Source organism: Paraburkholderia unamae, from assembly GCF_003268775.1.
GTDB lineage: Bacteria > Pseudomonadota > Gammaproteobacteria > Burkholderiales > Burkholderiaceae > Paraburkholderia > Paraburkholderia unamae.
Genome location: NZ_QLSU01000010.1, coordinates 78,610 through 103,479 on the forward strand (window position 1 = coordinate 78,610; position 24,870 = coordinate 103,479).

Genomic DNA, 24,870 nt, shown 5'->3' on the forward strand with positions numbered 1-24,870 from the left:
CCCTGCGCGCAGCGCGGCGACATTATCCACAGATTTTGTTCACAGCCCTGTGGAAAAGCCCTGGACATTGCGGCCAACTCCTTGGTCCGCAAGGAAATTCTGCTCACCAAACAAAACACGGCGCGTTGTTGCCAACGCGCCGTGCTCATCCTGCGAAACTCAACAAACCCGCATCAAGGCTTGTTCGATTCAAACAGATCCATGATTTGCTGCTTCTCCGTCGTGCTCACGTTGGGCGGCGTCATCCCGCCCGGACCCATGCTGCCGGTCGCGCCGCTCGCATCGCTCGCAGCCCCAGCCGGGTTTGCCGAGTCGAGGCCAATGCTCGACACGAAGCCGTTGCCCGGCGTCATGTCAGAGAAGTACAGCTCGCCGTTGATCGTCGTGAGGCCGTCGGGCATCGCCGGTTCTTCCTGCGGCACGCCGCGCAGCGCGCGCTGCATGTACTCCACCCAGATCGGCAGCGCGAGCTGCGCGCCGAATTCGCGGCTGCCGAGGCTCTTCGGCTGGTCGTAGCCCATCCACGCCACGGCAACGAGCGAGCGCTGATAGCCCGCGAACCAGCCGTCCTTGGCGTCGTTGGTCGTACCCGTCTTGCCTTGCAGGTCGTTGCGATGAAGCACGTTGGTGCCCGCGCCCGTGCCCGCCGTCGCCACCGAGTGCAGCAGGCTGTTCATCACGAACGCGTTGCGCGGCGAGAGCGTTTGCGGCGCGTTCTGGCCCGCTACGAGCGGCTGCGCGCGCAGGATCGGCTGGCCGTGCGCGTCGTCGACTTCGGCGATCAGGTACGGGTTGATGCGGTAGCCGCCGTTCGCGAACACGCTATACGCGCCCGCCGATTGCAGCGGCGTGACGAGGCCCGCGCCGAGCGCCATCGGCAGGTACGGCGGGGTCTTGTCCGCGTCGAAGCCGAAGCGCTGCGTCACGTAGTCCTGCGCGTACTTCGTGCCGATGTACGAAAGGATGCGGATCGACACGAGGTTCTTCGACTTTTGCAGCGCGAGGCGCATGGGCATTGGGCCTTCGGGCTGGTCGTCGTCCTTCGGCTCCCAGGCGTCTCCGCCCGGCGTGCTGGGCGGGAAGTACAGCGGCGCGTCGTTGATGATCGTCGCCGGTCCCAGGCCCTTTTCCAGCGACGCCGAGTAGATGAACGGCTTGAAGCTCGAACCCGGCTGGCGCCACGCCTGCGTGATGTGGTTGAACTTGTTCTTGTTGTAGTCGAAGCCGCCGATCAGCGCGCGAATCGCGCCGTCCTGCGGCGCGAGCGAGACGAGCGCGCCTTCCACCTGCGGCAGTTGCGTGATCTGCCAGTTGCCCTTCGAGTCCGCCATCAGGCGCACAATCGAGCCCGGGCGAATGCGCAGCGCCTGCGAGGCGCGCGGCGAGAGCCCCGCCGCCACGAAGCGCAGGCCGTCGCCCGTGACCGTCACCGAGGTGCCGTCGAGTTGTTGCGCCGTCACCGATTTCGGGCCCGCGTCGGTCACCACCGCCGAAACGAGGTCGCCATTGTCCGGGTGGTCGGTGAGCGCGTCTTCGATGGCCTGCTCGCGGTCGTCGCCGTCGGCGGGCAGTTGCACGAAGCCCTCCGGCCCGCGATAGCCGTGGCGGCGCTCATAGTCCATCACGCCCTTGCGCACGGCCGCGTAGGCGGCGTCCTGATCGGCGGAATCGATCGTCGTCACGACCGTGAGGCCGCGCGTGTAGGTCTCATCCTTGTACTGTGCGTACATCATCTGGCGGACCATTTCGGCCACGTATTCGGCGTGCACGTTGTACTCGGTGCCGGCCGTCTTCGTTTCGAGCGGCTCCTTGATCGCTTCGTCGTACTGCGCCTGATTGATGTAGCCCAGGTCCAGCATGCGCTTGAGGATGTAGTCCTGGCGAATCTTCGCGCGGTGCGGATTGACGATCGGGTTATACGCCGACGGCGCTTTCGGCAAGCCCGCGAGCATCGCGGCCTGCGCGATTGTGATGTCCTTCAGGTCCTTGCCGAAATACACGCGCGCAGCGGCCGAGAAACCGTAGGCGCGCTGCCCCAGATAGATCTGGTTCATGTACAGCTCGAGGATCTGGTCCTTCGTGAGCGCGCGCTCGATCTTGTAGGCGAGCAACATTTCGTAGACCTTACGCGTATAGGTCTTTTCGCTCGACAGGAAGAAGTTGCGCGCGACCTGCATCGTGATCGTGCTCGCGCCCTGCGAGGCGCCGCCGTGCATGAGGTCGGCCACGCCCGCACGCAGGATGCCGACGAAGTCCACGCCGCCATGCTCGTAGAAGCGGTAGTCCTCGATCGCGAGCACGGCTTTCTTCTGGATGTCCGGAATGTCCTGGAAGCGCACGAGCTGACGCCGCTCTTCGCCGAACTCGCCGATCAGCACGTGGTCGGCGGTATAGATGCGCAGCGGCACCTTGGGCTGATAGTTGGTGAGCGCGTCGAGCGAAGGCAGTTGCGGCTCCATCACGACGAGCGCGTAGCCCACGACGAGCGCGCCCACCACGCAGAGCGTCGCGACGAGGCCGACGAACCAGAGCGCAATCGCGCTGCCGAACGAGCGCCGCTTCGGGCGTTCATCGCGCGGACCGTCGCCGCCCGACTGCGGGCGGCGAGGCGGTTGGCGGCCGTTGTTGAAGGAGGGTTCCCGATCTTCGTTCGGGTACTGCGGTGAAGGCGGTCGTTTGATGATAGGCATGAGTGGAATGATGGGCGCGTCTCGCGCGCGCCAGCGGCGCGCGTTTTCGCGCGCATGGATCTCGACCACGGCGTCATGGCGCCAATGCGGCACACGACGTCGCCGGCTCACTCCCGGCGACGCGGCGCGACCGGTAACGCCCCCGTCCGGCCGCGCGGCGCGCGCTACGGCACGCCACATGCAAATGTGCCCCCGTGCAGGCGACATTCGCGAAATGTAACAGCGCATTCTAAAGAAATCGCGGGCGGCGGGTCGCGTTTTTTTGTAAGAGTTTCCTGGACAAGCCTTCCTGCCCGATTTATTGCCGCGACGAAAGGTCTGCTGATGACCCCTTGCGCCAATCGGCGCTTTATGCGCGAAAAGTTTCGTAACGAATGGATCCGCCACGCGGCAAATTACACGAAGTAGGCTTGTCGGCGGCATATTCTTGCGAGCAGGGTCTTTCCCAACAGGACACCTTCCGATTGCGCATCGGCGCACTCGTCATATGATGAAAGATCCGCTACACGCCCCTGCTCGCGCCCACGCACGCTCACAATTCCTCTTTCAAAAAGCGCGCAGGCAGGAATCGACGTCATACGAAGCCGACCCAACGGCCCGCCGATCATGAACAAGCCTAGCGAACGCATCGTCGTCTTCGTCACGCCCGCCCAGAAACGCGCGATCTCCGCCACCGCCGGCGAACTCGGCATCAGCGTCAGCGAACTCATGCGCCGCGCCGTGATCGCGTTCAGCGCGACGAGCGACCAGGTGAAAGCCGCGAGCATCGTCGACCGCCTCAACGCCCCAAGGCAGCCCGACGCGCTCGCGCAGGTATTGCAAAGGGCGGCGAGGCCGCTGCGCACGACCCGCGCGGGCGTGATCCGGCCGCCGGCGGCAGCGCCCGGCGGCGTCAATGGATTCCCCCCGGAAATTGCCCCGGAAACAGACCCGTCCGGGCACCCGGATGCCGCCGCGACGGCCGACGAATCCGCCGCCGCCCTGCCCGCCCATGAACCCGACGTGAACCATGCCGCGCGCGAGATCGCGCAGGCCGTTGCGCGCCTGAACGCCGAAGCGGCGGCTGCCGCCGAGCTCGATGCCGCGGCAGCGCAAACGCACACCGCCGAGCCGTTGCAGCCGCTGAGTTCGGCGCCCTTCGCGCGCTCGCGACGCAACGCGGACGACCCGATCGACGACGCCCACAGCGACGACACCACGCCCGAAGGCGGAAAATTCGCCTGAAATTCACCTGTCACGCGGCGCGCCTTGCGCGTGACGATTACAGGAATATTTCAGTTACGCAGCGTGCCTGCATGCGCCCTCGTGCGCCCCTTCCTTTAAGTCCCTTTTAAGACGGCCCGTGGTGTAATATCCGCGAGCGATGGCGCCCCAAGGCCTGAAGCGGTGCTTCGAGCCATACGGCAAAATGCCGTCGCAAAAGGAACGCACGAATGCGTGAATATGCGATTGCCCTATTGCAATCGCCGCACTCGCCCTGATTTGCGCGCAGCATGCGCGGTGTGCGCAAAGCGGCGTAAGCTGGCAGATGGATCGGCGATTGCCACCGTTGCCCGGCTTGCCCTGTTCGCCAGCCAGGTTGGCCCCTGCGCCAGCTTACGCCGCGAGGCGCACACTGCATGCACGCACCTCGGCCAGGCATGGCCGATCTCATTTCACTGGAGGAATTCATGTCGCTTTTCGACTCCATCTCCCGCACGGTAAAGGGCCTGCTCAACGACGCGGCCGACTCGGTGCAGGATCCGTCGCGCGATTCGCGCCAGATCGTGCGTGAGCTCGACGACAGCATCGCCCGCGCGGAGAACTCGCTCGTCGAAATCCAGGCGCAGGTCGCGACGCAGCAAAGCAAGCGCGACGTGGCCGCCGACAAGGCGAAGAAGTACGAAGACGGCGCGAAGCGCGCGCTGCAATCGGGTGACGAAGCGCTCGCGCGCGAGGCGCTCGGTGCTCAGCAAACCGCCGAAACGGAACGCGATGCGCTCGCGGTCGAACTCGCGAAGCTCGAACCGTCGGTCGACCAGTTGAAGAAGCAGATCGACGACATGCGCTCGCGCCGCAACGACCTGAACGCACGCTCGAATATCCTTCAGGCGAAGCAGCAGATCGCCCAGGCGAAGGATGTCGCGGCCACGGCGCTGGGCGGCATCGGCGGCAAGAATCTCGACGCCGACTTCCAGAAGCTCGAAGACAAGGTTGCGCTCTCGAACGCGCGCTCGGACGCCCGTCTGAACTCGGCTGACCAGTCGAGCGGCAAGGCGCTCGACGAAAAGCTCGCGGCGCTCAACAAGGGGCCTTCGGTCGACGACCGCCTCGAAGCGCTCAAGAAGCAGTTGAACACGCCGGCGCAGTAACGCAACCGTAGTGCACTTCGTAGTCGCTCCCGGCATGACGCACGACGCGCGGGAGCCAAGGATGCGGCGCGGCACGACCCGTGCTGCCGCAATAGCGAGTGGCAAGCTTGCCGCGCCGCATCCCCGAATTGAATGTCATGGAGACGGGCGTCAATCCGCCCGGCCTGCAACATGAAAAAGTTTCTTGCCGCTGCCAGCATCGCACTTGCTTCGCTCGCTTTCACGGGCGGTGTGGCGTTTGCCGTGCCTAGCGTGCAGCAGATCGAATCCGCGATGTCCCAGGGCGACTGGCAACGCGCCGACTCGGGCCTGACCGAAGTTCTCCAGGCGCATCCGGATAACGCTCGCGCCCACTACCTCTACGCCCAGGTGCTCAACCGCGAAGGCCGCTACGCCGACGCGCTCACCCAGGTCCAGCAGGCAAAGACACTCGATCCGCAGATCCGCTTCACCCAGCCGCAGCGTTTCGCGCAGGTCGAAGCGAAGATTCGCTCCGACGCCACGCGCGCCGGCGCCGTCACGACCAGCAGCGCGAGCAATCCGTTCGCGCAGCAGCAGGTCGCCGCGCCCGCTCCCGCGCCGCAGAAGCACGGCCCCGGCATGGGCATGTGGATCGGTATCGCCATCGTGCTGGTGGGCGTTGCGCTCGTGCTGCGCTGGACGCTGCGCCGCGCGAAGTCCACCGAAGACGCGAAGGCCGGCGACGACCGCCTCGACCAGCTCAAGCGTGCCACCGCACTGCTCAACGGCGTGCGTTCGCTCAAGCTCGACGTGAAGCTCTCGACCGCGCCCGGTCATGAAGCGCTCGAAAAGGAAGTCGAGGGGCTGGAAACACAGTTGCGCACGCTGGTGGAAACGCTCTCGAACAGCGCGAACCCGCGACCGCCTTATGAGATCGAAGATCTCGAGCGCCAGTTCGCAAGCCTCAAGGCGCGCGCCGAAGGCCGCCCCGATCCGAATGCGCAACCGGCAGCCCCCGCAGCCGCGCCCGGCTATGGCAGCGACTCCTCCTATGCGCGCGAAGCCGACGCCGCCTTTGGGCGTCAGCCGCAGTACCCGCCACAATATCCGCAGCAGCAGCAACCGCAGGTCATCGTTCAGCAAGGCGGCGGCGGCATGGGTGGCATGGGCGGTCTGCTGACCGGCGTGCTGCTTGGCGAGGCGCTCAACCACGGGCGTGACCGCGTGATCGAGCGCGACGTGATCGTCGACGACGAAGGCCGCCGTGTGCAGCGTGACGGCAATGGCAATGGCGGCGGCCTCGACTTCGGTCAGGGCTCGAACGACTGGGGTGACGGCTCGGGTGGCGGCGGTGGCGTCGACATGGGCAGCAACGACAGTTCGGACGACTGGAACAACTCCTGAGCGCCTGAGACCTTCCTGGCGCGCGCCGCCGACACGACGACGGGCTCCTTCATGGAGCCCGTTTTGCATCGGCGCGCAACGCCAGCAACACCGCACAACACACGAAACAACGGACGCGCATATGGCCACTGAAGCGCGCGGCAACGGGGCCGCACTGCGCATCGCCATCATCGGCAGCGGGTTTTCCGGCATCGGCATGGCGATCCGGCTGCGCCGCATGGGTATCGACTCGTTCACGCTTTACGAGGCCGCCGAAAGCCTGGGCGGCACCTGGCGCGACAACGCCTATCCCGGCGCGGCTTGCGACATTCCTTCGCATCTCTATTCGTTTTCGTTCGAGCTGAATCCGGCATGGACGCGCACCTACGCGCCGCAGCAGGAGATTCTCGACTACCTGCGCCATTGCGCGCGCAAGTACGACGTCGAGCGCTTCATCGAGTACCGCTCGCGCGTGCGCGCGGCGCGCTTCGTGGAAGCGCGCCGCGTCTGGCAGGTCGAGATCGAGCGTGGCCAGGCGGACGGGGCGATCAATACCATCGATATCATCGAGGCCGATATCGTGATCGCCGCGCACGGCCCGCTTTCGCGCCCTTCGCTGCCGCACATTCCGGGCATCGAACGCTTTGAAGGCAAGGTCTTTCACTCGGCGCGCTGGGACCATGACTATGCGCTCGAAGGCAAGCGCATCGCCGTGATCGGCACGGGCGCGAGCGCGATCCAGTTCGTGCCGCAAGTCCAGCCGCACGTGGCGCGGCTCGCGGTGTTCCAGCGCACGCCGCCCTGGATCATGCCGCGCCGCGACCGCGCGATCAGTGCGCGCTGGCGCTGGGTCTTTCGTCATGTGCCGCTTGCGCAGCGCGCCGCACGCGCGGCCATTTACTGGCAACTGGAATCGCGCGCGCTAGGCTTCTCGGTCGAACCGCGCCTGCTCAAAACGCCGACGAAATTCGCGCGCAGCTATCTCGCGCACAAGGTGAAAGACCCCGAACTGCGCGCGCGGCTCACGCCCGACTACCTGCTGGGCTGCAAGCGCGTGCTGCTCTCCAGCGACTACTACCCGGCGCTCGCGCAGCCCAACGTCGAACTGGTGACCGAGGCGATTCGCGAGGTCGTCGCCGACGGTATCGTCACCGCCGACGGCACGCATCGCGCCTTTGACGCGATCGTCTGTGGCACGGGCTTCCTGGTCAACGACGTGGAAGCGCCCTTCCAGGTGACGGGCACAGGCGGCCGGGATCTCGGCGAAACCTGGCGGCGTGACGGCCCCGAGGCGTATCTGGGCGCGAGCGTCGCCGGTTTCCCGAATCTCTTCTTCATGATCGGGCCGAATACCGCGCTCGGGCACAACTCGATGATCTACATGATCGAGTCGCATATCGGCTATATCGCGTGCTGCATCCGCGCGCTGCAACGCTCGGGCGCCCGCACGATGGACGTGCGTGCCGAGGCGCAGCGCGCCTGGAACATGCGCTTGCAGGCGCGTTTTGCGCGCACCGTGTGGCAGTCGGGCTGCCACAGCTATTACCTCACGCAGGCCGGCAAGAACACCGCGCTGTGGCCGGGCTTCACGTTCATGTTCCGGCGCAAGACGCGCCGGGTGCGCCGCGCCGACTATGCGTTCGGCCGTTAGCCTTTCCGGCTCGGGTCAACCGCGCCGCGGCCGCCCGGCGTACACGCGCGTTTCGTAAGCGAAGTTCACGCGGCCGTCCTTTTCGGTCGCCTCGAACAGCGCGCGCAACGCCGCGAGCATCGGCTCGTGACGTTCGTCGCCGGACTGCGTCGCATACGAGGACGACATCAGCCTGCCGCGCAGGCTTTCGAAATCGAGCAGCTGTGCGTTCGGGAACACGGTCTGGTGCTCGAAGCCTTCGCCGAACCAGTCCGCCATGGCAGCCGCGTCGGGATAGCTTTCGGCCACGCGCGCGTAGTCGGGGCAAAAGCGCTGGAGCAGCGCTTCGTACCCTTCAAGAAACGCCGAACCTTCGAGCAGTCGGCTGTTCCAGAACAGCACGATCTTGCCGCGCGGCTTCAGGATGCGCGCGAACTCGCGCTGCGTGTCGGTCTTGTGGAACCAGTGGAACGCCTGCCCGGCGCTTACGAGGTCCACACTCGCGGGGTCGAGCGTCGTGGCCTCCGCCGTGCCCGTCACGCTGCGGTAGCCCTTGTAGCCACCCAGCAGGTCGTCGGCCGCGGCGCGCATGGCCGCATTCGGCTCGACGGCCGTGACGGGGTGGCCCGCGTCGAGAAACAGTTTCGTGGAGAGGCCCGTGCCCGCGCCGATGTCGGCCACGGGCGCGCCCGGCGCGATGCCGCACTCCACATGCACGAAGGTCGCCACTTCGCGCGGATAGGTCGGCCGGAATTTCACGTAGTCTGCGACCCGGTCGGTGAAACGCCGGGTGGAATCGTCGATCATCGTCTGCCCTTTTGTCCGTTCAACCGCCGCCGCCAAGGAGCTTCAGGAGCTCCCAGAGGAAGCGCAGCACCATCACGATCAGCTCCCAGAGCTGGATCAACTGCTGCCAGAGCGCGAGCGGCGCGCTCCCACCGCTTATGGCCTGGATTGTTGCGTCGATTAATGCCTCGATCATCTTGCTCCTGTCGCGACGCCCCTTGCGCTGCTTGTCACCTGCCCGCGCCCGGCGCGCCCGAGTTCCCGATCATAGCGCCAGGCATGGCCACTGCGCTCAAGTCCCCGTGTTACAGGCCGTAAACAGGTTCAGATGGCCCGGCGATCGAACCTGCTCACGACCGGGCACGCGGCTTCCCCGCCGCAGTGGTCCACCGCAGTGGTTCGCGGTCGCCAATCCGCACCGGGCAAGGAGACACCCGATGACACGTTTGCGTTTGCTGGGCCTGCGCGGTCGCCGCCGCACGGGAAAATCCGCCGGGATCGTCGGCGACATTGCCGCCCAGGCCGGCAGGCTCGGCATCGAGATCTGCGACGTCGCGGGCCATGTCGACGAGGTCGCGGCGCGCGTGCAGCGTCAGACCGACGTCTGCCACGCCTTGCGCGAGTCGGCGGCCCATACCCTCGCCGGCAATCACCAGATCGCCACGGCCGCGCGCGCCATGCGCGAGCTGAGCACCGGCACCGCCGCCACCGTGCAGCAGTCGCAACAGACCATCGAAGAATCGCTCGCCGACATCCACGGTCTGGTGGAAAGCGTCACGGTCATCGAAACGCAGATCCGCGCGCTCAAGAGCGCGCTCGCGCATGTCTCGAAGGTCTCTGAGGAAATCTCGCTGATCGCCCGGCAAACCCAGCTTCTCGCGCTCAACGCGGCCATCGAGGCGGCGCGCGCCGGCGAGTCGGGCAAGAGCTTCGCCGTGGTTGCGGCCGAGGTGAAGAACCTCTCCGCGAAAACCGCGCAGGCCACCGGCCAGATCGAGCAGACGCTCGGGCAGCTCACGCAGCAGACCGAACAGCTCATCGCCGAAGGCACGGCGAACACCGAACGCGCGCATCGCGTGCGCGCGGGCACGCACACCATCGGCGAGGCCGTGCACAGCACCGGCGAGGCGATCGTGCAGCTCGACGAGCACGCCGGACAGATCGCCCAGCTCACGGGCGAGATCGAGACGAAGTGCGACGGGCTGGAGAGCCAGGTGAGCGAGATGGTCGCGGGCGTCGAGGACTCGGGCCGCAACTTCGTGCAAGCGAAGAATCAGCTCGGCAAACTGCTGGAGGTGTCGGAAACGCTCATCGAACTTTCCGCCGCCACGGGCGTGGAAACCGACGACACGCGCTTTATCGAGACCGTGCAGCGCGCCGCCGCCCAGGTCGGCAAGCTGTTCGAGGGCGCGCTCGCGCGCGGCGAAATCGGCGAGGCGGATCTGTTCGACGGCCACTATGCGCCGGTGCCGAATACGAACCCGCAGCAGCACATGACCCGCTTCACGGCGTTCACCGACCGGCTGCTGCCCCCGATCCTCGAACCGCTGCTCACGTTCGACGAGCGCGTTGCTTTTTGCGTGGCGATCGATCCGCGCGGCTATATTCCGACGCACAACCGCAAGTTCTCGCATCCGCAAGGTTCCGACCCGGTGTGGAACGCCGCGAACTGCCGCAATCACCGCATTTTCAGCGACCGAGCGGGCCGCGCGGCGGGCTCGCACACCAAGCCCTTCCTGCTGCAAACCTACCGGCGCGACATGGGCGGCGGCACGTTCGTGATGATGAAGGACGCCTCCGCGCCGATCTTCGTGAACGGGCGGCATTGGGGCGGCTTTCGCATGGGGTATCGGCTGTAGCAAGCCGTCGTCCGAACCGCCCAAACGAAGACGGCGCGCGGACATTCCTGCCCGCGCGCCGTCTTTTCATGCGCTTCGAAGCGCGTGGGTGATCAGACCGCCATCGCCATGCGCTTGCGTTCGGCGCGCTGCATGAAGTAATTGCCGAAGATCACGCCCACCGTCACAACCGCGATAAACAGCGTGGCGAGCGCGTTCATCTCGGGGTTCAGACCGAGACGCACACGCGAGAACACGACTAGCGGCAGCGTAGTCGAGCCCGGCCCCGAAAGGAACGCGGAGAGCACCAGGTCGTCGATCGACAGCGTGAACGAAAGCAGCCAGCCCGCCGCGAGCGCCTGTGAAATGAGCGGCAGCGTGATCTGGAAGAACACCTTGAACGGCGTCGCGCCCAGGTCGAGCGCGGCCTCTTCGAGCGACGGATTCAACTCGCGTACGCGCGACTGCACGATGATGGCGACGTACGAAATGCACAGCATCACGTGGCCGATCCAGATCGTGAACACGCCGCGCCCCGCAGGCCAGCCGATCAGCTTGCCCATTTCCACGAAGAGCAGCAGCAGCGAAATACCCTGAATCACTTCGGGTATCACGAGCGGCGCGTTGATCATGCCCGAGAACAGCGTGAAGCCGCGAAAGCGCCCCATGCGCGCGAGCACGAAGCCCGCCCACGTGCCGATGAACACCGAGGCGAACGCCGTCATCAGCGCGATGCGCAGCGACAGCCACGCGGCGGTGATCAACTCGTCGTCGGTGATGAGCGCCTGATACCAGCGCGTCGAAAAGCGCGTCCACACCGTCACCAGTTGCGACTCGTTGAACGAGTAGACGATCAGGCTGAGGATCGGGATATAGAGGAACGCGAAGCCGAGGCCGAGCGCGATGAACTGCAATACGCGATTCGGTTTCATTTGCCGCGGCCCTCCAGTTCCTTCGCCTGGAAGTGCTGGAACAGCGCCATCGGCACGAGCAGCAGCAGCACCATTGCGCAGGTCACGGCGGAGGCCATCGGCCAGTCGGCATTGTCGAAGAACTCGTTCCACATGACGCGGCCGATCATCAGCGTGTTCGCGCCGCCAAGCAGTTCAGGAATCACGTACTCGCCCACCGCCGGAATGAACACGAGCAGACAGCCTGCGATGATGCCGTTCTTCGAGAGCGGCAATGTGATCTCGATAAACGCGCGCCACGGCTTCGCGCCCAGGTCGTACGCGGCTTCGAGCAGCGTGAGGTCCATTTTCACGAGGTGCGCGTAGAGCGGCATCACGAGAAACGGCAGGTACGAATACACCATGCCGATATAGACGGCTGTGTTCGTGTGATAAAGCTCGATGGGCGAATGGATGATGCCGATCGACATCAGGAAATTGTTCAGCAGTCCGTTGTTCTTGAGGATGCCGATCCACGCATATACGCGAATCAGGAACGATGTCCAGAACGGCAGCATCACCGCCATCATGAGGATGTTGCGCGAGGCCGGATTCGCGCGCGCGATGTAGTACGCCATCGGATAGCCGATGATGAGGCACAGCAGCGTCGAGATCCCCGCCACGACCACGGAATTCACGTAGGTCGCGAAGTACAGGCTGTCCTGGAACAGGAACGCATAGTGCGAGAAGTCGAGCGCGATGTGCCACACGCCGTCCGCGAACGACGTGAGTTCCGTGTACGGCGGAATGCCGAGCTGCTGGTCGGCAAAGCTGATCTTCACCACCAGGATGAACGGCACGAGGAAGAACAGCAGCAGCCAGATGAACGGCCCCGCCACGACCGCCGTGCGGCCGGTCAGATTGAAGCGCTTCGCCGGCCAGTGCAGGAGGTTGCGCAAAGTCGTCGCGCTCATGACGTCAGCACCACACCGGCCGAAGCGCTCCAGCGCACGTAGACTTCGTCGTCCCAGGTGGGCGAGTCGATCTCGGAGAGCGCGAGGCTCGACATGTTCGCGACCACGGTTTTGCCCGAATCGAGCTTCACGTGATAGAGCGAGTAGCCGCCCATGTACGCGATGTTCTTCACGATGCCCTTGCCCCAGTTGAACGTGCCTTCGGGCGGCTTGCGCGTGAGCGCGATGCGCTCGGGACGTACCGAGATCGTCACGGGCATGCCAAGCGGTCCCGTGATGCCGTGGTTCACATAGAGGCGCACCGGCAGGTCCGAACACTCGACGAACACATGGTCCGGCTCGTCCTCGACCACGTTGCCGTCGAACAGATTGGTCGAACCGATGAACTCCGCCGAGAAGCGGCTGTTCGGGAATTCGTAGACTTCATTGGGCGTGCCGAGCTGCACGATCTCGCCTTCGCTCATCACCGCGAGGCGCCCCGCCATCGTCATCGCCTCTTCCTGGTCATGCGTGACCATGATGCAGGTGACGCCGACCTTGTCGAGAATGTTGACGAGCTCGATTTGCGTGCGCTGGCGAATCTGCTTGTCGAGCGCCGACATCGGCTCGTCGAGCAAGAGCAGCTTGGGGCGCTTCACGAGCGAGCGCGCAAGCGCCACGCGCTGCTGCTGGCCGCCCGAAAGCTGGTGCGGCTTGCGCTTGGCGAAGCGCGACATCTGCACGAGTTCGAGCGCGTTGGCCACGCGATCTTTCAGCTCGCCCTTCTTCACGCCTTCCTGGCGCAGCCCGAAACCAACGTTCGATTCCACCGTCATATGCGGGAAAAGCGCATACGACTGGAACATCATGTTGACCGGGCGGCGGTACGGCGGCATCGCGGCGAGGTCTTCGCCATCGATCAGGATCTTGCCCGACGTGACGGTCTCAAGACCCGCGAGCATGCGCAGCAAGGTGGACTTGCCGCAGCCCGAGCTGCCGAGCAGCGCGAACAGCTCGCCCTTCTTCACCGACAGATTGACGCCCTTGACGGCCGTTGTCTCGCCGAACTTCTTGACGACATCGACGATCTGCACGAAGTTGTCCGCGGCCGTATCTGCCGCGGCGAAGCCCGAAGGCAGCGAACCGGCGGTTGCCGGCGCGCTCGACTGGTCACTCATGATTCTCTCTGCCCTGCCTGTTTCTGCGTGAATGCTGGACGGGGTTGACGAACAAAGCCCCCGGCGGCTTGCCGAGGGCTCGGGGTAAAACGTTGGGCTGCTGCACCGACCGCGTCAGCGGCCCGACTTGAACTCGGTCCACAGACGCGTCTGGAGACGCTGGATCTCAGGCGGCAGCGGCTTGAGCAGGAACAGCGTCTTCAGGACTTCGGGCGGCGGGTACACGGCCGGGTCGTTGGCGATGTCCTTGTTCACGTACTTGCGCGCTTCCGCGTTCGCGCTCGGGTAGAAGACCGTGTTCGTGATCGCAGCGTGAACTTGCGGCGTCTCGATGTAGTTGATCCACTCGTGCGCGGCTTCCTTGTGCTGGGCATCCTTCGGGATGGTCATCACGTCAAACCAGATCGGCGCGCCGCCCTTCGGAATGTAGTACTCGATCTTGTACGGCTTCTTCGCCTCGATGGCGCGATGCTTGGCGATTACGACGTCGCCCGACCAGCCGTAGGCGAAGCAGATGTCGCCGCCCACGAGGTCGTTGATGTAGCCCGACGAGTTGAACTGCGTGATGTACGGGCGGATCTTCTTCATCATCGCGAGCGCGGCGCGATAGTCGTCCGGATTCGTCGAAAGCGGATCCTTGCCGATGTAGTGCAGCGCGGCCGCGAACATCTGGTCGGGCGCGTCGAGCACGGACACGCCGCAGGCTTTCAGCTTCGAGATGTTCTCGGGCTTGAAGAGGATGTCCCAGTTGTCGAGCGGCACGTCCTTGCCGAGGATCTGCTGCGCCTTCGTGACGTTATAGGCAAGACCGGTGGTGCCGTACGCCCAGGGCACCGCGTACTTGTTGCCCGGATCCGCACCGGCGACGAGCGCCATCAGTTGCGGATCGAGATACTTGAGGTTGGGGATCTTCGACTTGTCGAGCGGCGAGAAAATGCCGGCGGCGATCTGCTTGCCTGCGTAGTTGCTGGTCGGCACGACGATGTCGTAGCCCGAGTTGCCCGCGAGCAGCTTGGCCTGAAGCGTGTCGTCGCTGTCGTAGTTGTCGTACTTGACGTTGACGCCGGTTTGCTTCGTGAAGTTCGGAATCGTGTCCTTGGCGATGTAATCGGACCAGTTGTACACGTTCAGTTGCGTGTCTTTTGCCACCGACGTCAGCCACGGCGCCGCGCACAGCGCGAGCACGGCCAGTTGCGCCACCACCCCTTTCTTCATCCCGTTCTCCGATCCTGACCGGCTCCTGCCGGCCGCCTGCCTCGCTTAGTGCCGCGCTTCGTGTCACGTATGCAGCGGCTCCCCTGACTTTCCCGAACCTACCATCAAACCTGCCTGGCAAGAAATAAAACGCCGGCATGTCGCGCAAACGGAACATGCGGAGCATGAGCCATGGGACCATGGCGCACCCGCGCGCAGACGGTAAATCGCGCGCAATTTTAGCGGTTTCACGGGCCGTGTCCACAAAAAATCCGCGTCGGTGGCGCATGCGCGACGTCCCGCTTCGAGCGGCGTCCCTGTCGGTCTCGGCGCGCCGAAATCCCCGCCTGCTCGTCTGCGCGACCTTGCTATCAGCTTGCGGTTGCGCGGGCTGACCCATCGCGCATCGACGCTCACCGCCGCGCGGCCGGGGGGCCGCCAGGGGTGCGACCGGCCGCCTGGGCGCGTATCGGTTAACATAGCGACGTTTCGTACCGATGCCGGCGCGCCCGACGCGCCGGCCACGCCCCAAGGCTCATCAATGGCATCCAATCTCCACGACCTTCCCGACAGCCCGTGTATCGGCGTGTGCTCGACCCTCTTCGACGACATCTGCAAAGGCTGTGGGCGCACCGCCGTGGAAGTCTCCAACTGGGTGTTCCTGAGCGACGAGGAAAAGCGCGCCGTATGGGAGCGCATCGAGCGCGAAGGCACCGCCATGCGCTTCCAGAAGGATCGCGCCTGAAATAAAAAACGCCGGACAAGCCGGCGTTTGCAAAGAGGCAGGCAGGCGCTCAGAACTTCATGCCGACGCCGAGGCCCACGATGATCGGATCGATATGCAGGGTGCCGAGAGGCGTGCCGGCCAGCGACGCGTCGGTGTGCATCCAGATCTTCTTGATATCCGCGTTCACGAAGATGCGCTTCGTCACCTGGAAGTCGATGCCGAACTGCAACGCCGGACCCCAGCTATGGTTGTCGATCGAAACCGACTGGCCGCCCGCGTGCAGACCGTTGTTGTAGAACAGCGTGTAGTTGATACCCGCGCCCACGTACGGCCGCACCTTGCCCGCATTGTTGAAGTGGTACTGGAGCAGGAGCGTGGGCGGCAGCACGCCCACGCCGCCGAGCGCACCGATGTTCGACGTCACCTGGTTGCGCGACGTGCCGAGAATCAGTTCGACGCCGATGTTGTCGGTCGCCATGTAGGTGAAGTCGACTTCAGGCACGAGCGCGTTATTCACGTCGGCGCCAAGCGCGCCGAGCGGACCGCTGCCCCGTGCCTCCGGCGCGATCTCGATGGCGCGCAGACGGACCAGCCAGTCGCCTGCGTAGATGCCCGAGTCGGGCGAGCCGGCTGCATTGGCCGGCGCGGCAAAAAAGGCGGCGCTCATCATGAGCGCGCACGTTGCTGCAATCTTTCTCACTGCGTGTTGCATCGTATTTCCCCGTATCTATAAGTGTGGCCTGTCAGCGGCCTACAAATTGTCAGAGACGGGGTCCGACGGAGTTTTGACTCCCATCAAGCCAGTGCGAAGGCGGCCCGATGTGCGACCGCAGGTCGCGCAACTCCTGTCAGTAACAGCTCCAAAAGGTCGCGCACACTGCGAATCGTGTTGCCAAATGGCAACGCTTCACGGCCGCGGAAGAACAGACCGTTCGAGACATCGCCGCGCAGCGCCGCGGCGAGACGCGTGTCGATGCAGAAGTGCCCGAACTTTTCGATGCCGTCACGCAGCCCGCACGCCGAAAGGCATTCGAGCCCGGTTGGACAGGCGAGCTTGAGCGAGCCGATCTTGGCCCGGATGCGTGACTCGTTGCGCAGGTAACGTTCGAGCCACGGCGTTTTCACGGCGCGGGCGGGCAGCCCCGTCACGCTCACGAATTCCACGATGTCCTCGGGCTTCGCCTCGGCCAGCACCCGCTTGAATTCGGGGTGGGCGTCGCCCTCCTCGGTCACGGCGAACGGCGTGCCGACCTGCACGCCATTGGCGCCCGCTTCGAGCCATTTGCGCACGGCCTCATGGCTGTTGACGCCGCCCGCCACGACGAGCGGCACGTCGCGCCGCGTGATGCCGAGCGTGGTGTACACGCCTTCGAGTTCTTCGAAGATCTGCGCGAACGCGAAGCGCGCGTTGTCCATGTCGGCGATATCGGTCACGCCGAGGTGGCCGCCCGCATGCGCCGGATGCTCGATCACGATGGCGTCGGGCAGGCGCCCCTTCTTCATCCATTTCTTGAGCACGAGCGCGACGCCGCGCGCGTCGGACAGAATCGGCACGAGGGCGATGTCGACGCCCGCCGTGAGGTCGGGCAGATCGAGCGGCAGGCCCGCACCCATCACGATGGCGTCGGCGCCGTGCTCGCAGGCGGCGCGCACGTAGTCCGCATGCGCGCTCACGGCCTTCATGACGTTCACGGCGATCATGCCGTTGCCGCCGGCGAGCTTGCGTGCCGCGGCGATCTCGCGGCCCAGCGCGATCAGGTTCGCGCGCGTGAGCGTTTCGTTGCACGGATCGGCGCGGCACATTTCCATGAGGTCGCCGTGATGATGGCGCAGGTCGATGCTCGCGATGGTGCCGAGCGCGCCTTCGCGCGCGACACTGCCCGCAAGCCGGTGCGCCGAAATACCGACGCCCATGCCGCCCTGCACGATGGGCAGCAGTTGACGGCCGCGAATTTCGAGCGGTGCGAAGGAGTGTGCAGGAAACATGTTTTGCTCTGTCGATGACAAAGCGCTTATGGTCGCGCGTACCCCACAGATGATATTGACCAGAATCAAAAGAAAATGCGGCCGCCGGTAAAGGCAGCCGCATCAGTGATTTATATCAACACGTCGCACTACAAGATTTGCGATGACGCGACGAGATGCCTCATCAGGCTTTCGGCACCTTGAACTGCATGGATTTGTACTCGAGGTATTCCTCAAGGCCGTACGCGCCATTCTCGCGGCCGTGGCCCGACTGCTTGAAGCCGCCGAACGGCGCGGCCATGTTCCAGGTGCCGCCGTTGATGTCGATCTGGCCCGTGCGGATACGGCGCGCCACGCTTGCCGCGCGCTCGTCGCTGCCGGCCCAGACGGCACCACCGAGACCGTAGAGCGAATCGTTGGCGATCGCCACGGCGTCGTCTTCGTCCTTCGCCGTCAGAATCGTGAGCACCGGGCCAAAGATTTCTTCTTGTGCGATGGCCGCGTCGCGCGGCACGCGGCCGAACACGGTCGGCTTCACGAAGAAGCCCTTCGTCACGCCCTCGGGCAGGCCCGGGCCGCCGGTCACGAGTTCGGCGCCGTCGGCTATCCCGCGCGCGATGTAGTGCTGCACGCGCTCCTGCTGGACCTTCGAGGCGAGCGGGCCGAGCCTGGCCTTCTCGTCGCGCGGGTCGCCGACCGTGAACGCCTCGGCGGCCTGCTTCGCCAGCTCGCGCGCTTCTTCGTAGCGCGACTCCGGCACGATCATGCGCGTGTGCGCCGAGCAGGTCTGCCCCGAGTTCAGGAAGCACGCGCCCACGGTGCCCTTCACGGCGGCCGCGAAATCGGCGTCGTCGAGCACGACGGCGGCCGACTTGCCGCCGAGTTCCAGCGCCACGCGCTTGACGGTAGCCGAGGCCACTTCGGACACGCGCTTGCCCGCGCGCGTCGAACCCGTGAACGACACCATGTCCACGTCCGCGTGACGCGCGAGCAGTTCGCCCACCACAGGGCCATAGCCCGTCACGAGGTTGAACACGCCCGCGGGCAGGCCCGCGTCGTGGATGGCCTCGGCGAGCACGAACGCGTTGAGCGGCGCGATTTCCGAAGGCTTGAGCACGACGGTGCAGCCGGCCGCGAGCGCGGCGGCGACCTTGAGCGTAATCTGGTTGAGCGGATAGTTCCACGGTGTGATGGCCGCGACGACCCCCACCGGCTCGCGCACCACGAGCGAGTTGCCCACGCGCTCCTCGTACGGGAAATCGCTCGCAAGCTTCGCATAGGCGCCCCAGTTGTAGACGGGGCCGCCCACCTGGATTGCGCGCGCGAGCTTCAGCGGCATACCCACTTCGCCCGCGATCAATTGCGCGAGTTCATCGGTGCGGGCCTTGAGGTTGTCGGCGATTTTTTGCAGATACGCGCCGCGCTCGGCGGCGGGCGTCGCGGCCCAGCCGTTGAAGGCGGCGCGCGCGGCGGCGACGGCCGCTTCGGCATCGGCCTCTACGCCTTCGGGAATGCGGCCCATGATCGATTCGGTGCCCGAGTCGATCACGTCGATCGTGCCCTTGCCGTGGGGCGCGACCCATTGGCCGTTGATGTAGAGCTGGGTGTAGTCGTTCATGGGCGGTGCTCCTGTCTCCGTGTTCGTTTGGCGGTTTATCGCGGCCTGGCCGCGTCGATCCCGCATTCTAGCGTGGTTGACGCAAACGGAAAGCGCCGGATGAAATGGGAGAAACGACGCCCGGACTTGAGTGCGCCAGGAATGCCGCAACGTCAGTCCCAAAACAAAACGGGCGACGCTCACCGCGCCGCCCGTTTTCATTTCATGCTTCGATCAGCGACCGATGCTCAATGCAGCCCCTGGCTTGCGAGGAAGTCCTCGTAGTTGCCGCTGTAGTCGTTGATCTTGCCATCGGTTTTCACTTCGATGACGCGGTTCGCGAGACCGTTCACGAATTCGCGGTCGTGCGACACGAAAATCAGCGTGCCTTCGAACTTCTCGAGCGCGATTTGCAGCGACTCGATCGATTCCATGTCCATGTGGTTCGTGGGCTCGTCCATGAGCAGCACGTTGTGACGGCCGAGCATCAGCTTGCCCCAGATCATGCGGCCCTTCTCACCGCCCGACAGCACCTTCACCGACTTGCGGATGTCGTCGGCGTTAAAGAGCAGACGGCCCAGCGTGCCGCGCACCGACTGCTCGTCGTCGCCTTCCTGACGGTACTGGTCGATCCAGTCCATCAGCGTGACGTCGGCCGGAAACTCTTCGTACGTGTCCTGCGGCATGTAGCCGATGCTCGCGTTCTCGGCCCACTTCACCGAGCCGTTGTCGACGGCCAGCTTGCCCAGCAGCGAGCGCAGCAACGTGGTCTTGCCCGCGCCGTTTTCGCCGATGATCGCGATGCGCTCGCCCGGTTGCACGCTGATGCTGAATTTGTTGAAGATGCGGCGCTCATACGTCTTCGTGATCTCTTCCGCGACCACGACGATGTTGTGCAACTTCTTTTCGAATTCGAAGCGGATGAACGGGTTCTGGCGCGACGAGGGCTTGAATTCCTCGATCTTGATCTTGTCAATCATCTTCAGACGGCTGGTGGCCTGGCGCGCCTTGGACTTGTTTGCCGAGAAGCGGCGCACGAAGTCCTGCAAGTCGGCCACGCGTTCCTTCGCCTTGGCGTTGGCATTGGCCTGGCGCTCACGCGCCTGGGTCGACGCCAGCATGTAGTCGTCGTAGTTGCCGGGGTAGACCTTCAGCGTGCCGTAGTCCATGTCCGCCATGTGCGTGCAGACCTGGTTCAGGAAGTGTCGATCGTGGGAAATGATGATCATGGTCGAGTTGTACTCGTTCAGAACATCTTCCAGCCAGCGGATCGAATTGATGTCGAGGTTGTTGGTCGGTTCGTCGAGCAGCAGCACGTCAGGCTTCGAGAACAGCGCCTGCGCGAGCAGTACGCGCAGCTTCCAGCCCGGCGCCACAGCGCTCATCGGGCCAGTGTGGAATTCCGTGCCAATGCCGATGCCCAGCAGCAGTTCGCCCGCGCGAGCCTCGGCCGTGTAGCCGTCGTACTCGGCGAACTTCGCTTCGAGTTCGGCGGCGTGCATGTAGTCGTCGTCGGTGGCCTCGGGGTTCGCGTAAATCGCGTCGCGCTCGGTCATCGCGGCCCACATTTCGGTGTGGCCCATCATGACGACGTCGAGCACGCGCACGTCTTCGTACGCGAACTGGTCCTGGCGCAGCTTGCCCAGACGCACGTTCGGCTCGAGGATCACGTTGCCCGAGCTCTGTTCGAGATCGCCACCGAGGATCTTCATGAACGTGGATTTGCCGCAACCGTTCGCGCCGATCAGGCCATAGCGGTTGCCTTCGCCGAATTTGACCGAGATATTCTCGAACAAGGGCTTCGGCCCGAATTGCATGGTGATGTTGGCGGTAGAGAGCACAGCGCGTCCCGGAAAGTAGATCGACGAAAAACCTGTAATTTTAGCAGGTTATGCCACTTCGCGCGCGAGTTCCAGCCGCCGGAGGCCCGCCGCGCACGCAGGATCGCGGCGCGAGCCCGCGGAAAAACCGGCGCGGATCGCGCGGGCGCGAACGACGGCGCGCGCCGCCCTGCCGCAAGCATGACACGCCGATAAGTGCGCAATATGAAGGCGGCCGGCGCGGGTCGCATTGAGGGCCACATTGCGTGGCCACAGCACGCCTTCGCGGCTTCGAGCGTCAGGCCTCGCCGGTGCGCGGCGTCTGGAGCACGTCGACGAAACCCGAAAAATCGGCCTGCGCGAGGCCCATCGCCGCGGCAAGGCGCAGCAACTGCTGAACCGTGCCCGCTACGGGCATAGGCGTACCGGTTTGCATGGCCGCCGCGGCAATCGTGTCCACGTCTTTCTGGAACGTCTTGAGCGCGCCGATGGGCTCGAGGCCGTCCTGTGTCATGCGCGGTACGAAGGTGCGCAAGAGCGTCGAGTCGGCCCAGCCGCCCGCGAGCGCCTCGGGCAGTTTCGCCGCGTCGATGCCGCTGCGCCGCGCGAGGCTCACCGCCTCGGCGATCGCCGCCACCGTGGCCGTGACGATCGCCTGGTTGCACAGTTTCGTGGTCTGTCCCGCGCCCGCGCCGCCCATATGGGTGATACGCGAAGCGTAGGCGGCGAGGATGGGCGAGACGGCTTCGACATCGGTCGCCGCGCCGCCCGCCATGATCGCGAGCGTGCCGTTCTGCGCGCCCGCCACGCCGCCGGAAACCGGTGCGTCGATCCAGCCCACGCCCAGCGCCGCCGCGCGCTCAGCGAGCCTGCGCGTCGCATCGGGCGGAATGCTCGAATGATCGACGATGCAGCGCACACGCACGCCCTCGCCCGTTCCGCCTGCCAGCAGCCCCTCTTCGCCGAACACCACGGACTCGACGGCCGCCGCGTCCGCGACGCACAGCAGCACCACCTCCGCCGCGCGGGCGAGTTCGCGCGGCGTGGCCGCCACCTGTGCGCCGTCGGCGACGAGCGCCTCGGCCTTCTGCGGCGAGCGGTTCCATACGCGCACCGCGTGCCCCGCGCGCAGCAAATGGCGGATCATCGGCGCGCCCATCAGCCCCGGTCCGCAAAAACCCAATTCGTGCTTGTCCATCTTCTCCGTCTCCTGCGCCGGGCGCCCCGCAGGCACGTCCGATGCTCGATTTCTTGCGAGGCGCCATCATACCCGGCGCCGCGCCCATCGGGCCTTCGTACCTTCGCACCTTCGCGCCCGCGCGCGAGTGCGTTACCTATACTCGATTGACGCGCCCTCGCCGCGCGCCCTACGAGGAGACACCGCCATGAGCGACCACGTCTACAAACAGATCGAACTCACCGGCTCGTCCACGGTATCGAGCGACGACGCCATCCGTGGCGCCATTGCGCGCGCGTCGAAGACGCTGCGCCACCTGCACTGGTTCGAGGTCGTGGAAACACGCGGCCTGATCGAAAACGATCAGATCTCGCACTGGCAGGTCACGATCAAAGTGGGCATCCGCATCGACGATTGATGTAGATGCCCTGCGGCAGGCATTGTCCTGAGTGCAGGCATAGACCTCGCCCCCGTTTTTTACGCGCCGGCAAGGAAAAACGGCTGCGCGAGCCCCATAGGCTACGTGCAGCCGTTCCTCGTCCGGACGCCCGAATCGTCCGAAGAAAGCGCTCGCGCTTACTTCGGCAGCGAACCGTCCACGCCTTCGACGTACCAGTTCAGGCGTTGCAGTTCCGGGTCGGTCAGCGTCTTGCCCGCCGGAATCTTGACCGCGCCGGTCTGGTCCTTGATCGGGCCGGTGAAGACATCCCACTTGCCGGCGGCGATCGCCTCGCGCTTCGCGGCAACGGCCTTCTGCGCGTCGGCCGAAAGCTCGGACGTGTTGACGTCGCCGAGATCCACGGCCTTTTGCGGAATACCCCACCACACGGGGTCGTTCTTCCATTTGCCGTCGAGCACCTGCTGGATCGCGGCGACGTAATACACGCCCCAGTTGGCCTCGACCGAGCCGAGGTGCGCGTGCGGGCCGAACTTCTTCATGTTCGAATCCCAGCCGAACGCGTGGACCTTCTTCTCTTCGGCCGTGGCGAGCGTGGCGCTCGAATCGGTGTTCTGGAGCAGCACGTCGGCGCCCTGACCGATCAGCGTTTCGGCGGCCTGCTTTTCCTTGCCCGGATCGAACCAGCTATTGATCCAGATGACCTTGGTGTGGACCTTCGGATTCACCGAGCGCGCGCCGAGCGTGTACGCGTTGATGTTGCGCACGACCTCGGGAATCGGCACCGAGGCCACGAAGCCGAGCGTATTCGTCTTGGTGGCGTAGCCGGCCGCGACGCCCGCAAGATACGCGCCCTGATACATGCGCACGTCATAGGTGCCGAAGTTCGGCGCCTTCTTGTAGCCGGTGGCGTGCAGGAACACAGTGTCCGGGAAGTCCTTCGCAACCTTCAGTTCGAAGTCCTGATAACCGAAGCTCGAACCGAAGATGATCTTGTTGCCCTTGCTCGCGAGATCGCGGAACACGCGCTCCGAATCCGCCGATTCCGGCACGTTCTCCACGCGCGTGATCTTGATCTTGTTGCCGAACTTCTGCTCGGCGGCCTTCGAGCCCTGATCGTGCGCGAAGGTCCAACCGGCATCGCCCGGATTGCCGAGATAGACGAACGCGACGCCCGGCGCGTCAGCGGCCTGGGCCAGCGGCGCGAGCGCCGCCGTGCCGCACGTGGCGGCGACGGCGAAAGCGGTCAGGATGGTTTTTTTCATCGTGGATCTCCTGTCGTGGATGGAATGACTGCGAGCATGCGAAGCGTGGTGATCGGACACCGACCGCGTACTGGTCAGCAATCCCGATCAATGGCGAAAAACCAGGCGGCCGGCCTAAGCCGCCCCAAAGAACGGCTTGCCGAGCGAGGCCGGCGCGTTCAGGCGAATCGTGTTCGGGTTGCGCGAAATGAGCACGAGCACGACGATTGTCGCGACGTACGGCAGCATGGCGAGAAACTGCGTGGGCACCGGCACGCCCACGGCCTGCGCGTAGAACTGCGCGCCCGTGACCGCGCCGAACAGCAGCGCGCCGATCAGCAGACGCCCTGGACGCCAGGTGGCGAACACCACGAGCGCGAGCGCGATCCAGCCGCGCCCGGCCGTGATCTGCTCCTGCCACAGGTGCAGTTGCACCACCGAGTAATAGCTGCCCGCAAGACCCGCCATCGCGCCGCCAAAGGCCGTTGCGCCATAGCGCACGCCGATCACCGGAAAGCCCACCGAATGCGCGACCTGCGGCGACTCGCCCACCGAGCGCAGCACGAGCCCGGCGCGCGTGCGATACAGAAACCAGGCGACCACGGCGAACATGATGAACGCGAGGTAATCGACGGGCGTGAGGCTGAAGAACGCCGGTCCGATCACGGGCAACTGCGAGAGACCCGGAATCGGCCAGGCGGCAATGGTGGCCGACGTCGCGGCCGAGGTGTACGGCTTGCCCACATAGGCCGACAGCCCGACGCCGAAGATCGTGAGCGAAAGGCCCGTGGCGACCTGGTTGGCGAGCATCGTGAGCACGAGAAAGCCGAACAGCAACGCCATCGCCACGCCTGCGACCATGCCCGCGACGAGGCCAAGCCACGGACTGCCGGTGATCGTCGTGACCGCGTAGCCCGTGACGGCGCCCATCAGCATCATGCCTTCGACGCCCAGATTGAGCACACCTGATTTTTCGGTGACGAGTTCGCCCACGCCCGCGAACATGAGCGGAATGGCGGCGGTGACGGCGCTCGATGCGAGCGAGCTGGCTTGCTGGATATCCATGTCGTGTGGCCCGTATTGTTTTTC

The 24,870-nt window shown here is 65.1% G+C and carries 21 protein-coding genes; 7 read left to right on the top strand and 14 right to left on the bottom strand.

Going from position 1 to position 24,870, the window contains the following annotated elements; translation table 11 throughout:
- Nucleotides 1-173 precede the first annotated feature (173 nt).
- On the bottom strand, nucleotides 174-2,690 hold the full coding sequence (locus tag C7401_RS17905; protein WP_112172926.1) for a penicillin-binding protein 1A: 2,517 nt from the start codon (nucleotides 2,688-2,690) through the stop codon (nucleotides 174-176).
- 606 nt (nucleotides 2,691-3,296) lie between these two features.
- On the opposite strand from C7401_RS17905, the gene C7401_RS17910 reads away from it, so the two are divergent.
- From C7401_RS17910 to C7401_RS17925, 4 genes are all read left to right on the top strand, one after another.
- Nucleotides 3,297-3,914, top strand: a complete 618-nt coding sequence (locus C7401_RS17910; protein WP_112172743.1) for a hypothetical protein — start codon at nucleotides 3,297-3,299, stop codon at nucleotides 3,912-3,914.
- Nucleotides 3,915-4,360: 446 nt separating this feature from the next.
- Nucleotides 4,361-5,041 (top strand): PspA/IM30 family protein, encoded by a 681-nt coding sequence (locus C7401_RS17915; protein WP_112172927.1) that lies wholly within the window; start codon nucleotides 4,361-4,363, stop codon nucleotides 5,039-5,041.
- A gap of 171 nt (nucleotides 5,042-5,212) precedes the next feature.
- Nucleotides 5,213-6,406, top strand: a complete 1,194-nt coding sequence (locus tag C7401_RS17920; RefSeq protein WP_112172744.1) for a tetratricopeptide repeat protein — start codon at nucleotides 5,213-5,215, stop codon at nucleotides 6,404-6,406.
- Nucleotides 6,407-6,527: 121 nt separating this feature from the next.
- Complete coding sequence (locus C7401_RS17925) at nucleotides 6,528-8,036, top strand: flavin-containing monooxygenase (RefSeq protein WP_112172745.1); 1,509 nt, start codon at nucleotides 6,528-6,530, stop codon at nucleotides 8,034-8,036.
- A 15-nt stretch (nucleotides 8,037-8,051) separates the two neighbouring features.
- Here C7401_RS17925 and C7401_RS17930 read toward each other — a convergent pair whose 3' ends face one another.
- Both C7401_RS17930 and C7401_RS45005 read right to left on the bottom strand, forming a co-directional pair.
- On the bottom strand, nucleotides 8,052-8,822 hold the full coding sequence (locus C7401_RS17930) for a class I SAM-dependent methyltransferase (RefSeq protein ID WP_112172746.1): 771 nt from the start codon (nucleotides 8,820-8,822) through the stop codon (nucleotides 8,052-8,054).
- Between the two features lie 19 nt (nucleotides 8,823-8,841).
- Entirely contained in the window at nucleotides 8,842-8,997 is a 156-nt protein-coding gene (locus C7401_RS45005) for a hypothetical protein (RefSeq protein ID WP_181565604.1), read from the bottom strand.
- 241 nt (nucleotides 8,998-9,238) lie between these two features.
- On the opposite strand from C7401_RS45005, the gene C7401_RS17935 reads away from it, so the two are divergent.
- On the top strand, nucleotides 9,239-10,660 hold the full coding sequence (locus C7401_RS17935; RefSeq protein ID WP_116611288.1) for a methyl-accepting chemotaxis protein: 1,422 nt from the start codon (nucleotides 9,239-9,241) through the stop codon (nucleotides 10,658-10,660).
- A 92-nt stretch (nucleotides 10,661-10,752) separates the two neighbouring features.
- On the opposite strand, the gene C7401_RS17940 is transcribed toward C7401_RS17935, so the two are convergent.
- The 4 genes from C7401_RS17940 to C7401_RS17955 form a co-directional block, all read right to left on the bottom strand.
- Nucleotides 10,753-11,571, bottom strand: a complete 819-nt coding sequence (locus tag C7401_RS17940) for an ABC transporter permease subunit (RefSeq protein ID WP_112172748.1) — start codon at nucleotides 11,569-11,571, stop codon at nucleotides 10,753-10,755.
- On the bottom strand, nucleotides 11,568-12,503 hold the full coding sequence (locus C7401_RS17945; protein ID WP_112172749.1) for an ABC transporter permease subunit: 936 nt from the start codon (nucleotides 12,501-12,503) through the stop codon (nucleotides 11,568-11,570). The genes C7401_RS17940 and C7401_RS17945 overlap by 4 nt, the downstream gene beginning before the upstream one ends.
- Nucleotides 12,500-13,660 (bottom strand): ABC transporter ATP-binding protein, encoded by a 1,161-nt coding sequence (locus C7401_RS17950; protein ID WP_112172750.1) that lies wholly within the window; start codon nucleotides 13,658-13,660, stop codon nucleotides 12,500-12,502. The genes C7401_RS17945 and C7401_RS17950 overlap by 4 nt, the downstream gene beginning before the upstream one ends.
- Before the next feature lie 114 nt (nucleotides 13,661-13,774).
- Nucleotides 13,775-14,875 carry a polyamine ABC transporter substrate-binding protein gene (locus tag C7401_RS17955; protein ID WP_112172751.1) on the bottom strand — a complete coding sequence of 367 codons (1,101 nt, stop codon included), beginning with the start codon at nucleotides 14,873-14,875 and terminating at the stop codon, nucleotides 13,775-13,777.
- A gap of 520 nt (nucleotides 14,876-15,395) precedes the next feature.
- Between C7401_RS17955 and C7401_RS17960 the strand changes: the two genes are divergently transcribed.
- Complete coding sequence (locus C7401_RS17960) at nucleotides 15,396-15,599, top strand: DUF1289 domain-containing protein (protein ID WP_112172752.1); 204 nt, start codon at nucleotides 15,396-15,398, stop codon at nucleotides 15,597-15,599.
- A gap of 49 nt (nucleotides 15,600-15,648) precedes the next feature.
- Here the strand turns inward: C7401_RS17960 and C7401_RS17965 are convergent, their stop codons facing one another.
- The 5 genes from C7401_RS17965 to C7401_RS17985 all read right to left on the bottom strand — a co-directional run bounded on the left by C7401_RS17965 (nucleotide 15,649) and on the right by C7401_RS17985 (nucleotide 22,161).
- On the bottom strand, nucleotides 15,649-16,308 hold the full coding sequence (locus tag C7401_RS17965) for an OmpW/AlkL family protein (protein WP_372460431.1): 660 nt from the start codon (nucleotides 16,306-16,308) through the stop codon (nucleotides 15,649-15,651).
- A 68-nt stretch (nucleotides 16,309-16,376) separates the two neighbouring features.
- The gene (locus tag C7401_RS17970) at nucleotides 16,377-17,567 is read right to left on the bottom strand and encodes an NAD(P)H-dependent flavin oxidoreductase (protein ID WP_112172754.1); all 1,191 of its coding nucleotides are present in this window, start codon (nucleotides 17,565-17,567) and stop codon (nucleotides 16,377-16,379) included.
- Between the two features lie 163 nt (nucleotides 17,568-17,730).
- Nucleotides 17,731-19,164: an aldehyde dehydrogenase family protein gene (locus tag C7401_RS17975; RefSeq protein ID WP_112172755.1), complete on the bottom strand. Its 1,434-nt coding sequence runs from the start codon at nucleotides 19,162-19,164 to the stop codon at nucleotides 17,731-17,733.
- A gap of 227 nt (nucleotides 19,165-19,391) precedes the next feature.
- Complete coding sequence (locus tag C7401_RS17980) at nucleotides 19,392-20,984, bottom strand: ABC-F family ATPase (RefSeq protein ID WP_112172756.1); 1,593 nt, start codon at nucleotides 20,982-20,984, stop codon at nucleotides 19,392-19,394.
- A gap of 277 nt (nucleotides 20,985-21,261) precedes the next feature.
- On the bottom strand, nucleotides 21,262-22,161 hold the full coding sequence (locus C7401_RS17985) for an NAD(P)-dependent oxidoreductase (protein WP_112172757.1): 900 nt from the start codon (nucleotides 22,159-22,161) through the stop codon (nucleotides 21,262-21,264).
- Nucleotides 22,162-22,348: 187 nt separating this feature from the next.
- On the opposite strand from C7401_RS17985, the gene C7401_RS17990 reads away from it, so the two are divergent.
- Nucleotides 22,349-22,558 (top strand): dodecin, encoded by a 210-nt coding sequence (locus C7401_RS17990; RefSeq protein ID WP_112172758.1) that lies wholly within the window; start codon nucleotides 22,349-22,351, stop codon nucleotides 22,556-22,558.
- A 158-nt stretch (nucleotides 22,559-22,716) separates the two neighbouring features.
- Here C7401_RS17990 and C7401_RS17995 read toward each other — a convergent pair whose 3' ends face one another.
- Together C7401_RS17995 and C7401_RS18000 are read right to left on the bottom strand one after the other, a co-directional pair.
- Nucleotides 22,717-23,802, bottom strand: a complete 1,086-nt coding sequence (locus tag C7401_RS17995) for a BMP family ABC transporter substrate-binding protein (protein ID WP_112172759.1) — start codon at nucleotides 23,800-23,802, stop codon at nucleotides 22,717-22,719.
- Between the two features lie 114 nt (nucleotides 23,803-23,916).
- The gene (locus C7401_RS18000) at nucleotides 23,917-24,846 is read right to left on the bottom strand and encodes an ABC transporter permease (protein WP_112172760.1); all 930 of its coding nucleotides are present in this window, start codon (nucleotides 24,844-24,846) and stop codon (nucleotides 23,917-23,919) included.
- Nucleotides 24,847-24,870 lie beyond the last annotated feature (24 nt).

What these genes read in the sequence shown, in the direction of transcription:
- C7401_RS17905 (WP_112172926.1), bottom strand. Translation starts at nt 2,690, where the DNA reads ATGCCTATCATCAAACGACCGCCTTCACCGCAGTACCCGAACGAAGAT.
- C7401_RS17910 (WP_112172743.1), top strand. Translation starts at nt 3,297, where the DNA reads ATGAACAAGCCTAGCGAACGCATCGTCGTCTTCGTCACGCCCGCCCAG.
- C7401_RS17915 (WP_112172927.1), top strand. Translation starts at nt 4,361, where the DNA reads ATGTCGCTTTTCGACTCCATCTCCCGCACGGTAAAGGGCCTGCTCAAC.
- C7401_RS17920 (WP_112172744.1), top strand. Translation starts at nt 5,213, where the DNA reads ATGAAAAAGTTTCTTGCCGCTGCCAGCATCGCACTTGCTTCGCTCGCT.
- C7401_RS17925 (WP_112172745.1), top strand. Translation starts at nt 6,528, where the DNA reads ATGGCCACTGAAGCGCGCGGCAACGGGGCCGCACTGCGCATCGCCATC.
- C7401_RS17930 (WP_112172746.1), bottom strand. Translation starts at nt 8,822, where the DNA reads ATGATCGACGATTCCACCCGGCGTTTCACCGACCGGGTCGCAGACTAC.
- C7401_RS45005 (WP_181565604.1), bottom strand. Translation starts at nt 8,997, where the DNA reads ATGATCGAGGCATTAATCGACGCAACAATCCAGGCCATAAGCGGTGGG.
- C7401_RS17935 (WP_116611288.1), top strand. Translation starts at nt 9,239, where the DNA reads ATGACACGTTTGCGTTTGCTGGGCCTGCGCGGTCGCCGCCGCACGGGA.
- C7401_RS17940 (WP_112172748.1), bottom strand. Translation starts at nt 11,571, where the DNA reads ATGAAACCGAATCGCGTATTGCAGTTCATCGCGCTCGGCCTCGGCTTC.
- C7401_RS17945 (WP_112172749.1), bottom strand. Translation starts at nt 12,503, where the DNA reads ATGAGCGCGACGACTTTGCGCAACCTCCTGCACTGGCCGGCGAAGCGC.
- C7401_RS17950 (WP_112172750.1), bottom strand. Translation starts at nt 13,660, where the DNA reads ATGAGTGACCAGTCGAGCGCGCCGGCAACCGCCGGTTCGCTGCCTTCG.
- C7401_RS17955 (WP_112172751.1), bottom strand. Translation starts at nt 14,875, where the DNA reads ATGAAGAAAGGGGTGGTGGCGCAACTGGCCGTGCTCGCGCTGTGCGCG.
- C7401_RS17960 (WP_112172752.1), top strand. Translation starts at nt 15,396, where the DNA reads ATGGCATCCAATCTCCACGACCTTCCCGACAGCCCGTGTATCGGCGTG.
- C7401_RS17970 (WP_112172754.1), bottom strand. Translation starts at nt 17,567, where the DNA reads ATGTTTCCTGCACACTCCTTCGCACCGCTCGAAATTCGCGGCCGTCAA.
- C7401_RS17975 (WP_112172755.1), bottom strand. Translation starts at nt 19,164, where the DNA reads ATGAACGACTACACCCAGCTCTACATCAACGGCCAATGGGTCGCGCCC.
- C7401_RS17985 (WP_112172757.1), bottom strand. Translation starts at nt 22,161, where the DNA reads ATGGACAAGCACGAATTGGGTTTTTGCGGACCGGGGCTGATGGGCGCG.
- C7401_RS17990 (WP_112172758.1), top strand. Translation starts at nt 22,349, where the DNA reads ATGAGCGACCACGTCTACAAACAGATCGAACTCACCGGCTCGTCCACG.
- C7401_RS17995 (WP_112172759.1), bottom strand. Translation starts at nt 23,802, where the DNA reads ATGAAAAAAACCATCCTGACCGCTTTCGCCGTCGCCGCCACGTGCGGC.
- C7401_RS18000 (WP_112172760.1), bottom strand. Translation starts at nt 24,846, where the DNA reads ATGGATATCCAGCAAGCCAGCTCGCTCGCATCGAGCGCCGTCACCGCC.